This is a genomic window from uncultured Kiloniella sp. (assembly GCF_937128705.1).
Lineage (GTDB): Bacteria > Pseudomonadota > Alphaproteobacteria > Kiloniellales > Kiloniellaceae > Kiloniella.
This window is the reverse complement of record NZ_CAKZMP010000003.1, coordinates 1-11,523: the sequence shown is the minus strand read 5'-3', so window position 1 is coordinate 11,523 and position 11,523 is coordinate 1. Positions and strand designations below refer to the sequence as shown.

General features: G+C 45.3%; 9 protein-coding genes and 1 pseudogene. 4 read left to right on the top strand and 6 right to left on the bottom strand.

Features of this window, described 5'->3' with window-relative positions; genetic code table 11:
• The 4 genes and pseudogenes from Q0241_RS00360 to Q0241_RS00345 all read right to left on the bottom strand — a co-directional run.
• Positions 1–472: pseudogene (locus tag Q0241_RS00360) on the bottom strand (30S ribosomal protein S6--L-glutamate ligase); the annotation flags it as partial.
• An 80-nt stretch (positions 473–552) separates the two neighbouring features.
• The gene (locus Q0241_RS00355; protein WP_299371303.1) at positions 553–1,017 is read right to left on the bottom strand and encodes a RimK/LysX family protein; all 465 of its coding nucleotides are present in this window, start codon (positions 1,015–1,017) and stop codon (positions 553–555) included.
• 289 nt (positions 1,018–1,306) lie between these two features.
• On the bottom strand, positions 1,307–2,878 hold the full coding sequence (locus Q0241_RS00350) for a sodium:alanine symporter family protein (protein WP_299371300.1): 1,572 nt from the start codon (positions 2,876–2,878) through the stop codon (positions 1,307–1,309).
• Positions 2,879–2,889: 11 nt separating this feature from the next.
• Entirely contained in the window at positions 2,890–3,327 is a 438-nt protein-coding gene (locus Q0241_RS00345) for a universal stress protein (RefSeq protein ID WP_299371297.1), read from the bottom strand.
• Positions 3,328–3,634: 307 nt separating this feature from the next.
• On the opposite strand from Q0241_RS00345, the gene Q0241_RS00340 reads away from it, so the two are divergent.
• Entirely contained in the window at positions 3,635–4,546 is a 912-nt protein-coding gene (locus tag Q0241_RS00340; protein WP_299371294.1) for a DMT family transporter, read from the top strand.
• 40 nt (positions 4,547–4,586) lie between these two features.
• Here the strand turns inward: Q0241_RS00340 and Q0241_RS00335 are convergent, their stop codons facing one another.
• Positions 4,587–5,450, bottom strand: a complete 864-nt coding sequence (locus Q0241_RS00335; RefSeq protein ID WP_299371291.1) for a LysR substrate-binding domain-containing protein — start codon at positions 5,448–5,450, stop codon at positions 4,587–4,589.
• Between the two features lie 120 nt (positions 5,451–5,570).
• Here Q0241_RS00335 and Q0241_RS00330 point away from each other — a divergent pair, with 120 nt between their 5' ends.
• On the top strand, positions 5,571–5,864 hold the full coding sequence (locus tag Q0241_RS00330) for a hypothetical protein (protein WP_299371287.1): 294 nt from the start codon (positions 5,571–5,573) through the stop codon (positions 5,862–5,864).
• A 107-nt stretch (positions 5,865–5,971) separates the two neighbouring features.
• Here the strand turns inward: Q0241_RS00330 and Q0241_RS00325 are convergent, their stop codons facing one another.
• Positions 5,972–6,910: a LysR family transcriptional regulator gene (locus tag Q0241_RS00325; RefSeq protein WP_299371284.1), complete on the bottom strand. Its 939-nt coding sequence runs from the start codon at positions 6,908–6,910 to the stop codon at positions 5,972–5,974.
• 416 nt (positions 6,911–7,326) lie between these two features.
• Between Q0241_RS00325 and ggt the strand changes: the two genes are divergently transcribed.
• Together ggt and Q0241_RS00315 are read left to right on the top strand one after the other, a co-directional pair.
• Positions 7,327–9,081, top strand: coding sequence for a gamma-glutamyltransferase (gene ggt / locus Q0241_RS00320; protein WP_299371281.1), 1,755 nt, complete (start codon positions 7,327–7,329; stop codon positions 9,079–9,081).
• 267 nt (positions 9,082–9,348) lie between these two features.
• Positions 9,349–11,523: two-component regulator propeller domain-containing protein (locus Q0241_RS00315; protein WP_299371278.1), on the top strand; the 2,175-nt coding region annotated here is incomplete at its 3' end.

Below are 11,523 nucleotides of genomic sequence, written 5' to 3'. Positions count from 1 at the left end.
GATCACTATCGGCAAGAACAACACCGATGCCCTGTGTGCCTTCCAGAAGTTTGATAACCAAGGGGGCACCGCCTGCGAGCTTTAGAACTTCGTCGGTTTGTTTTGGGTCATGAGCAAAGGTTGTTACCGGCAGGCCAATCCCATCGCGGGCCAGTAGCTGCATGGAACGCAGTTTGTCCCGGGATCGACCGATGGCAACAGATTCATTCAAGGGAAAAACACCCATCATTTCGAACTGTCTTAAAACAGCAGTACCGTAATAGGTGACCGAGGCCCCGATACGGGGAATAACCGCATCGTACCCTGTTAGCTTTTCGCCATTGTAATAGACTTCGGGGCGGCGGGAAGCGATATTCATGTAGCACCGCAGGGTGTTGATAATGTCCAGCTCGTGTCCACGTTCTTCAGCTGCTGCTTTCAAGCGCTGGTGCGTATAGAGGTTGGCATTTCGTGCCAACATCGCAATTTTCATGATTTTTACTCCATTTTGAATGATATGGATTTAGTACGTTTGTTTAAATTCATTTGGGATACAAATGAACTCTTCCCGTCTTATTCCTGTCGGGGGGATATGTAGCCGGGGCGTCCCGAGAGATAAGAGCGCCCGGCGTTCAACAGAAAGCCTCTTTCCCTGATCGCTGTACGTCCTATAATGACGGGGAAACGCATTGATTGCCGGCTGGTCAGGGAAACTTCTACAGGCCAGCGCATTTCGCCCAAGGTCAGGGTTGTCTTAACGATGTATCGTTCTTCTGCCACGCCGCCAGTGTTTTTAATCGGGCGTCGATCAACGATTTTTGCAGAACAGCGAATGCCTTTTTCACATCCAATAAAAGGGATAAGGAAAGAAACATATCCGATCCCATCTTGATCAAAGGGGGTGATTTCTTCGGCATGTAGCGCGGATGTTCGGGCACCTGAATCAATCTTGGCCTTCACATGATCTATATGTAATTCCGGTAACCCGACATATTCGCGCCACCCAATTTCAATGATCTTACGCCTTTTAGATTTCATAGCTTTGCATTTCACTAACAGTTTAACAGGTTATTGACTGCCAAGAAAGTTTTCCTAGTAAATTCTTATTACCTCTCCGTAGTGCAAAGATGGCGAGGTGTATAGCTTTTTATATTGGTGTCGGAAAATAGTTAGCTCTGCTGTCATTTGAAGAATATCTTTCGGATTGTGGGGCTTTATCCGTATTGATCAAACGTGGATGTTAAACGAAAACGGGCGACTTATATGTCGCCCGTTTTATAGGTTCAGGTATAACAGTACCTGTTATTATTTAGCAGTTCTTGTCCGCTTATTCAGCTGCACTTTTTCCAGCTTGATCAGAGAATTTCTTTATCTCTCCGCTTTTGAGGCGGGCCATATAGCTGTTGAGTTCCCGCTTCACGATTGGCATCAAGAAGTAAAGCCCCGTGATGTTAACCACCGCCATTGCAAAGATTGCTGCATCAGAGAAATCGATAACCGGACCAAGACTTGCTGCGGCACCGATAATGATAAAGATACAGAAAATAACCTTAAAGGTCAGCTCTGCGCCTTTGCTTTCACCAAACATATAGGTCCAGGCTTTCAAGCCGTAGTATGACCAGGAAAGCATGGTCGAGAAGGCAAAGAGAATAACCGCAAGAGCAAGGACATACGGGAACCAGCTAAAGGCTGATTCAAATGCAGCAGAGGTCAGTGCAACACCGGAAACGCCTGTCGCTGTGACGATTTTGCCACCTTCGACAATATAGTTGCCTGTTTCTGGATTTACGGTGAGCTGGCCTGTAATGATGATCACAAGCGCCGTCATTGTACAGATAACAACTGTATCAATGAAAGGTTCCAGCAAAGAAACGACACCCTCTGTTACCGGTTCTTTTGTCCGCACGGCAGAGTGCGCAATCGCGGCAGAACCTACACCAGCTTCGTTTGAGAAAGCCGCCCGTTTAAAGCCCTGAATCAAAGCACCGACAAAGCCGCCAGCGACACCAAGACCTGTGAAAGCGCCTTCAAAGATCTGGCCAAAAGCCCAACCGATCTGGTCTGCGTTCATAATAAGAATAACCAAGGCTGCACCGACGTAGAGCACGCCCATAAAGGGGACAACTTTTTCGGTTACGTTCGCGATGGATTTGATACCGCCAACGATAACAGCAAAGACCACACCGGCAAAAATAATGCCTGTAATCCAGCCTGGATAATCGCCGACAATGCCTGCAATTTGTGCATGTGCCTGATTAGCCTGGAACATATTCCCGCCGCCCAGTGCACCGAGGATACAGAACACGGAAAAGAGAATAGCCAGAAACTTGCCGCCGGGAAGACCGCGTTCGGTAAAGCCCTTTGAAATATAGTACATGGGGCCACCAGATACGGTGCCGTCTTCGTACTCGTTTCTGTATTTCACCCCAAGTGTACACTCGGTGAATTTTGACGCCATGCCCAAAAGCCCGGCAAGGATCATCCAGAAGGTTGCGCCGGGGCCACCAATACCGACTGCGACCGCAACGCCCGCAATATTACCAAGGCCGACGGTCCCGGACAGGGCTGTTGCCAAGGCCTGAAAGTGACTGACTTCCCCCGCGTCATTGGGATCGGAATAATCCCCTTTGACAAGTGAAATCGCATGACCAAAAAGTCTGAATTGGACAAAGATAAAATAGAGACTGAAAACGGATGCCGCAATAACAAGCCACATCACAATCCACGGAAAGCTTGTTCCGGGGAACGGGGCAAAGATGAAGTTAACAAACCATCCAGTTGCTGCGGCAAAGCCTGTGTTGATCGCAGCATCTAATCCCCCACCTTCTTGTGCAAAGGCGGTCGTTGTTGTGCTCATAAGGGCGAACACAGGCATGAGAATTTTAAAAATTTTATTCATAAGTGCTCTCCTTATCCGACGACTGTTACGGGAACGCTGGCGTGCATAACAAGGTTGGCCGTTGCTGTGCCAAAGACACGTTTAACAAAGCCACCTTCTGATGAACGAGCGACAATAATTTGTTCAGCCTTTTCTTCGACGGCGACAGCATCGATAAGTTCAGCAACGTCACCATGACGCACAATGCCCCGTGCGTTAATGCCGTCAGCTTTTAAGGATGTAACCGCAGGATCGATAACGCGTTCCATCGCCATTGATATTTCTTCTTCGCGGCGTTTATGCCGTTGGGAATTTTCTTCGGCGGTTTGGAATGTATAAGGTGACCATTCAATCACATAGACCACAAGTAATTCACAGCCACCAATAAGATTGGCGAGCTTTTTAGCATAGGCGAGGGCACGGTTACCGGACTCTGTGCCATCAAGTCCTACAATTAATGTAGCGGACATTTGATTCCCCTCTGGTTTTTACTGTTCTATTTGGGGCTTTTACTATTCTGCGAAGCCCCCCTGTTTAATGTTTTTGTTTTTGGATCTTAAGATCACTTGTTACCTTTTTTTTGGTAACAATTTGGTAACCATAACCTAAAGGTGAAAAAAATGCGATAGTTTTACAATCGACTGTTAGCGAGTAATGTCAAAACGCCTATTTTAATACTTCGTTCTTAGTCGAACCATTTTGTGGAAAAGCCAGCTATAATTAAATGGTTAAAATGGAATGATGTTATTTAATTTTTGAAAATAGAGGTCGATTATCGTGGTAAAACAAAAGCAACCTGTTCTCTTTATCGAACTGGGGTTTCTTTGCCTCTTGGCATTGTTATGGGGATCATCTTATTTATTCGCGAAGGTCGCTGTGACGGAGATTCCGCCCTTTACACTGGTGGCTGGTCGTGTCGGGGGTGCAGCTATTTTTTTGGTTATTTTACTTGTTTTGAAACAGGAGAAATTGCCAAGGGACGGACGAAGCTGGCGCATGTTGTTTGTTCAATCATTTCTTAGCTCTATCGCAGCATGGACAATCTTGGCGTGGGGACAGCAGTATGTGGATAGTGCTCTTGCCAGTGTGTTAAATTCGACCTCTCCTATCTTCGTCTTTTTTATCACTTTACTGTTTACCCGTCATGAAAAGGTGACGGGGTTAAAGCTTTTTGGGGCAACCCTTGGGCTGTTTGGCGTTCTGTTTATCGTTGGGGTTGATGCCTTAGACGGTTTGGGGCAAGAAGTTCTTGGGCAAATTTGTGCCGTTGGGGGCGCTTTTCTTTATGGCTGTGCCGCAATCTATGGAAAGCGTTTTACGCATCTTAGTTCCTCGGTCATTGCCACGGGGACAATGCTTTGGGCGACGATTGTTTTGGTGCCTGCCAGCCTGATTGTCGATAAGCCATGGTCTTTGACACCTTCAGTGGAAGCTATTGGATCGTTAGCCATCCTGTCTATTTTTTGTACCGGCGTTGCGCTTCTGATTTATTTTCGGTTGATCAAAACCTTGGGTTCTTTAGGTGTCGCCAGTCAGGCATATTTACGCGCTGGTTTCGGGGTTATGCTCGGGGTGGTTTTTCTGGGGGAAGAAATTTCTTTTATTGTGGCCATTGGAATTCTGGCCGCCGTTGTTGGTGTGGCGGCAATTAACATGCCGGTAACATGCCGCCAAAAATCACGACTATAAAAATCATGCGGGCAAAAGCTGCGAAATTAGGGGGCAGACCCTAAGCTCTAGAGGCTTGAAAGGCATCGCGTATCGCCTGAGCCATTCCTGCTTTAGTATTGCATTCGCGTTGTGTGTTTTGCCGGAGGACAATATTTGTGCTCTGAAGTCTTGGAAAACCTTCTTCTGCGGTTAATTCTCGGCAGTCAGGCGGTATTTGGCCTTCGGCGACAATTCCGACTGCAATGCCTGATGATACCGCAGCTTGTAAGCCAAATGTACTGCTGCTGACATAGGTGATCTTATAATCTTTATTTTGCTGATCCAGACAGGCCAATGCCCATTCACGCCACCAACATTCACTATCGTACACAGCCACAGGCATGGGAGTACATTCGTGTTGGCGATATGTATCTGATGTAATCCAAACGATCGGATTGTTCAGAAGAATTTCACCACTAGTTTTGGTGGCTTCCTCGTGAAGAATAATAAGGTCAAGTTCCCCCTTTTCCATCCCCTTGTTAAGTGCTTCTGATTGTGCGCAGCGCACGGTTACTTCTGCTTGGGGGTGTGTTTTTGCAAATCGAGATAGAACAGAGGGGAGAAACGTACCGCCATATTCTTCTGGGATACCAATTCTGACGGTGCCCTTCAGAGGATCTGTTTGTAATGATGCCGCGGCCTGGTCTAATAACGACAGTATGCGTTTGGCATCTTTAACTAGGTGTTCCCCAGAAGGAGTGAGGGTAACGCCCCGTGGCCCACGATCAAATAATTTCCCGTTGACGATTTCTTCCAGTTTTTTCATCTGAATGCTAACGGCAGACTGTGTTCTGCTGACAATTTCTGATGCTCGGGTGAAGTTTTTTGTTTCCGCAATCGCAACAAAGGTACGGAGTAAATCGCTTTCAAGGTGAGGAGGCATAGCGCATATCTCAGAAATATAGTTATAATAATTTTAAATGCCTATCATATTAACTATGAATTTCAAAAATGTCTATCGCAGTCTTATATTCAGTAATAATTGATATAAGGAATAGGTTCGATGGTACATAAACTTGAAAATACTTTTAGGTCTCAATGCGTGCCACTGGGGAGTTTATGGGGATCACGTTTTCGGTCTTGGTTCCTTGCTAAGCGAAAGGAAAATGCGCGAAAACGAGAAATTTATAAACTCTTGAGCTGTGACGAGAAGTGGTTGAAGGATATTGGGGTATCTCGTGTTCAGTTAGTTGGCGAACTTGGCTATGACCCCAGAGAATTACCAAGCTTGGCAGGTGACGGCGAATACAGGTTTATGCATCCATCACATGGTCATAATCCGCGTCGGACAGTATAAATCGCTCTGTCTTTATAAAATACGTCCATAGTCTGTTCTGGTCAGGCCAGTGTTTGATTTCCAAGGTTTGGAAAGGAAACTGGATATCGATCTTTTCTGGATGGCTTTTACCAAAGGTGGAGACGACTGTTCAGTTCTGAAAAAGCATCTGCTATCGATCTTTTTAAGGCGCGTTCTGTCTCTGAATTTTGTAACCAGGGAGAGACGGCGAAATAGAAGTTAGTCTTTTGGTCGAATTCTTTAATTTCACGCCAGCAAAGGTTTTGATTTTTTTGACAGAACAGCTCTGCAATCAGGACGTTCCCAATATAGAGTGCATCAAATTCTTCGGCCATCTGCATGGCAAGGGTGGAATAGGGTGTTTCCAAAAGGTTTTGTACCACAAGGTTATAACGACGCATGATTTCCTGATGCTCTGGATAGCAAGGGTCCGTTTTGGGGACCGAGATCATTCTTTGTGTGTCCAGATCAACGGGGCTGAGAGCTTTATGGCCCGCCAGTGGATGCGTCTTTGGCATGACACAGACTTGCCGAGCGGAAAGAAAGCGTTGGTTTTCAATCGATCCATGATCCAGTGGTTTGGTATGAAACGCAACATCGGCTCGGTTTTCAACGAGGGCTGAAACGGACTCTTCCATCGATGCCGAGGTAACCTGAAAATGCATTGTATTTTGCCCGGATAAGCGGGTTAAAAGGTGCGGTAACACTAATGAACAGTTGGAAAAGGATGCGCAGATGCGTAAATGGCTTAGCTGTTTGGTTTGTCCTCTTCGCCATTTGCGAAAGGTTTTATCAATCCCCGCCAGCAGGCTTTCTACGTCATCCAACAGGATTTTTGCTCGTTCAGTGGGAAAGATGCGTCCGTTCTGGCGTATGAAAAGCTCGGTTTCAAAAGCGCTTTCCAGTCGTTGTATGTGCTGACTGACAGAAGGCTGCGTTACTCCTAGTTTTTCGGCGGCTTTGGTAATGCTTCCCCCTTCCATTACGGCGGCAAAAGCCTCTAGAGATTTTAGGTGTGCGAGTTTGCTTTCTTTTAGGTTTTGCATCTTTGTTTACTGTCTTCGCCGATTATCTTGTTTGATTTTTCAAGGTGTGTTGGGCTTTTGATGATATAAAAATTTGCCTGTGACAAAATTATTGGCGACATTGCCAAAGGAAATCAAAGGGCGCTATGCTATTAAAACAACCTATAAAGTTATAAAATTAATTTATAAGATTGTCGGGCATAGTGCAAAGCTGTAGCCGTTATCTATTATAAAAACAGAACTTATTGGCAAGGTTATTTGTTGGTGATCTGTTTTCGTAAACTTGTTGCTGACCCCAAAGTCTATAAATTAAAGCTATGATATCGGCTTTATAATATCTTGGATAACATTCGGGATAATATTTTGGGCAGTATCAGGGCGTTATGCACAAGACCTGTTTGTTACAGAAAATAAATATAATCACAGGGAAGAAATTTATGTCGATTAGTCCGAAAAAGGTCGCGCTGGCATTTGCCACTACCTTACCTCTCTATAGCGTTATTGGAGCCTCTGTCGCTCAAGAAGCTGTGCAACCCGAGGCGACCCACGCTGTTGTCGAAAAACAGTCCGTGAAATCCCAAAAATTCATGGTGGCATCGGCCAATCCGATTGCAACACAAGCCGGTTATGAGGTGTTGGAACGCGGTGGGTCCGCTGCGGATGCGGCAGTAGCTGTGCAGTTGATGCTTAACCTTGTCGAGCCACAAAGCTCTGGCATCGGGGGCGGTGCCTTTATGGTCTATTGGGATGCCAAAGCAAAAAGCCTGACGACCTTTGACGGACGTGAAAAAGCACCAATGGCGGCAACGCCAGACTATTGGTTGGGAACAGATGGTCAACCAGTGGGGTGGTTTGATGCGGTTGTTGGCGGTCGTTCTGTCGGGGTGCCGGGCACGCTTAAACTGATTGAAACGGTACACCAGCGTTATGGTAATCAGGATTGGGCTGAATTGATTGAACCAACCCGTGCGCTGGCACAGGGCGGGTTCCAGATTTCGCACCGCATGGCCAATTCTATTGCTAACGCTGTTGGCAAACGCAAGCTGGAAGCCATGCCCCATACGCGGGCTTATTTCTTTGATAAAAATGGTGAGCCGTTGAAAGAAGGGACATTATTACGTAACCCTAAATTTGCGGCTGCGCTTGCGATGATCCAGAAAGAAGGTTCGAAAGCTTTCTATGAAGGTCAGATTGCCAAAGACATTGTCGAGGCAGTGAAGACGGAAGAAAATGGCGGCATTCTTACCTTGGAAGATATGAAGGCTTATAGCGTTGTAGAGCGTAAACCAGCCTGTGCGCCATATCGTGGGTATGAAGTATGCGGCATGGGACCACCGTCATCCGGTGCGTTGACCGTTGGACAAATTTTATCCATTCTTTCTAACTATGACATTCCGGCCATGGGACCGGGTGCTGAAAGCACTCACCTGTATCTGGAAGCAGCCAAATTGGCCTATGCTGACCGTGGTCTTTATATGGCAGACAGTGATTTTGTGAAGATGCCCGAAGGGTTATTGGACCAGAGTTATCTGAAAGAACGTTCTGCTTTGATCGATCCGGCAAAAACAATGGGCAAGGCAGATGCCGGGACGCCGCCGTGGAAAGAAGCAAGTATTTATGCACCGGATACGCAACTGGAGCGTCCGGGGACCAGTCACTTTTCCATTGTTGATGCCGACGGTAATGTTATTTCCATGACCACAACCATTGAAACTGGTTTTGGATCTCGTGTGATGAGCAACGGTTTTCTTTTAAACAACGAGTTGACCGATTTCTCTCGTGCTCCAGAAAAAGATGGCAAGCCGATTGCCAACCGTGTTGAAGGGGGCAAACGCCCAAGATCATCCATGGCACCAACTATTGTTCTAAAAGATGGCAAGCCTGTTTTGGCTATCGGATCACCCGGTGGATCACGGATTATCAACTATGTGGCCCAATCCGTCATTGGTATTCTGGACTTTGGCATGGACCCACAGGTTGCCATCAGCCAGCCACATATCGTCAACCGTAATGGAGCTACAGACGTGGAAGAGGGCACAGATGCTGTTGCGATGGTCCCCGCGCTGGAAGCCATGGGGCATGAGGTTAACGTGCGTGACCTGAATTCTGGTCTTCACGTAATCCAGATCCTTGATGGCGAACTTGTCGGCGGTGCAGATACCCGCCGCGAAGGCACCGTTCTCGGGGATTAAGTTTTCTGTAGTGTGGTATAGATCAGGCCCACAGTCTATTGCTGCGGGCCTGATTTTTGTCGTTAAATAAGTCAAAATTGATATATATTATTGAAATAAATATTACTCCTCGTTGAAATTAACCTTTTACTTACCTCCTCTGTTCATTATGCAGCTAACAGGTGAAAAAGTACTTAATAAAAGTACGTAATAATAAGAGCGTAATGTTCAGGTAAATAACTGAGCTGCTTTGTTTTAAGCGGTTTGGCGGGGGTAAATAGTATTTATATGAGTTGGTTCAGAGCACTTTGTTTTATTGGGTGTTTTCTTGTTTGTTTGGGGGGGAGTAATGTTTCTAATGCAACCCATTCTGCGAGTGGTCAATCTAATCTAAGATGCTTTTCCGTAGGGGAAGGTCTGTCTTCGAGCTTAGTGTCAGAGCAAACTTTTGATCACGACGGTTATTTATGGGTTGCCAGTTCAAATGGCTTAAATCGTTATGATGGCTATGACTTTAAGGTTTTCACGCACGACATAGAAGATCCCAATAGTTTGGGCGGCACGTTTGCGCAGAGCACAATGACAGATCGTGAGGGGTTTATCTGGGTCGGGTCTCATAAGCTTAGCCGATATGATCATAAAAAAGGGACCTTTAAGAACTTTGATGTTTCTAGTCAAAATAGTATTCATGCAATTCATCAGGATCGTTCGGGGCACCTTTGGATTGGTGGTGTCGGGTTTGGTCTGCGACAAGTTAATCCTGATACTGGTGAACTGCTTCAGGTTTTTATAAATGAGTCGGATAATGCAAATTCTATCGTAAGCAATACAATTCATCGTATCATTAATGGGCAAAACAATGATTTATGGCTGGCGACAGATAAAGGTCTGGAACATTTAAGTATTGATACTGGTGCGTTTACTCACTTCTCTTTAAGCAATTCTCTTGCCAGTGTTTCAGATAATTATGTACGTGATCTTCTTTTGGGATCCAATGGCAAACTTTGGCTAGCAACAACTCAAGGTGTTGTTGTTTTTGATCCTGAAATAAATAGTTGGGCTCACTATCAATATTCAAAATTAGATTACAATTCGATCGCGACAAATGATGTATGGTCTGTGTTTGAGGATAGTCAGGGCAATATCTGGATTGGTACAGATAAAAACGGAGTGAACAAGTATGTTCCTGCAACAGACAGTTTTGAACATTATCAGGCTGGTACAGGGCGAAATCTGATACCCAATGGGGCTATCTTTGATATCAAAGAAGACATGAACGGGGCTTTATGGTTAAGTATTTTTAATAATGGAGTGTGTCGTTTTAGCGTGCATGACCTTAAGTTTCAGATTTATCAGTCAAAGCCTACAGCACCTGAAAAAGGACCTGCTTTTGATAATCTTCTTGATATTCATGAAGATAAAAATGGTCTGATCTGGATCGCGACAGATGGCGGTGGCATAAGTATTTTTGACCCCGAAAACCAGTCATTTCGCCATTTGAAACATAATCCAGATGATCGCAATAGCCTAAGCAGTGATTCTGTTATCAGCATAGCAGAAAGTAACGATGGCATTCTATGGTTTGGCACATGGGGTGGGGGGCTTAATAAATACGATTCTATTCATAAAAGGTTCATTCACTATAAAAGTGATGGCCTGAACAAAGGTGGTCTTTTAGGAAATAATATTTTTGATATTCGAATAGATGATCAGGGAACTTTATGGCTTAGCGTTTGGGATCAGGGATTACAGCGCTTTGATCCTGTTCTTGAAGCATTCACTGATTATAGCCTTGATAATGACAAAGCACCTTTCAACCTAAAAAATCGGCATATTAATCTGCAACACAAGGATAAAAGGGGATGGTTATGGGTTGGAGGGCATGACGGGTTGGAGATGTTTGATCCAGGCAAGATGCAAGTCAGCTCAGTTAAGCTCAATGAACAAAATGACATTTATGCCGTCAGCGAAACGGATGATGGCGTTTTATGGTTTGCAACTTCCACGGGGTTGGTTGGGTATAATCCAGAGACCAGTTGGAAAGAGACCTATGGCATGAAACAAGGCCTGCCAGATAACTTTATCACAGGGATAGAAATGGATGATAAGGGATTTTTCTGGTTAGGTACTCGAAAAGGTCTGAGCAAGTTTGATCCAAAAACAAAACGGGTTGAAAATTTTGGTATTTCTGACGGGCTTCAAGGCTGGGAATTCAACCGCTTTAGCCATCTTAAATCCCAAGACGGTACCCTCTACTTTGGCGGAACTAAAGGTCTGAATATCTTTAATACATCTTGTGTACTGGCGCATCCTGACACTCAAACAGATGCAGCTTTTCAGCGCGTCGAAGCGGTTATTGCGCATGAATATTTTCACAACTGGTCGGGAAATCGTGTTACTTGTAGAGACTGGTTTCAGCTAAGTTTAAAGGAAGGTTTCACTGTATTCCGCGATGCCTGTTTT

What these genes read in the sequence shown, in the direction of transcription:
- Q0241_RS00325 (WP_299371284.1), bottom strand. Translation starts at nt 6,910, where the DNA reads ATGCAAAACCTAAAAGAAAGCAAACTCGCACACCTAAAATCTCTAGAG.
- Q0241_RS00355 (WP_299371303.1), bottom strand. Translation starts at nt 1,017, where the DNA reads ATGAAATCTAAAAGGCGTAAGATCATTGAAATTGGGTGGCGCGAATAT.
- ggt (WP_299371281.1), top strand. Translation starts at nt 7,327, where the DNA reads ATGTCGATTAGTCCGAAAAAGGTCGCGCTGGCATTTGCCACTACCTTA.
- Q0241_RS00335 (WP_299371291.1), bottom strand. Translation starts at nt 5,450, where the DNA reads ATGCCTCCTCACCTTGAAAGCGATTTACTCCGTACCTTTGTTGCGATT.
- Q0241_RS00330 (WP_299371287.1), top strand. Translation starts at nt 5,571, where the DNA reads ATGGTACATAAACTTGAAAATACTTTTAGGTCTCAATGCGTGCCACTG.
- Q0241_RS00350 (WP_299371300.1), bottom strand. Translation starts at nt 2,878, where the DNA reads ATGAATAAAATTTTTAAAATTCTCATGCCTGTGTTCGCCCTTATGAGC.
- Q0241_RS00345 (WP_299371297.1), bottom strand. Translation starts at nt 3,327, where the DNA reads ATGTCCGCTACATTAATTGTAGGACTTGATGGCACAGAGTCCGGTAAC.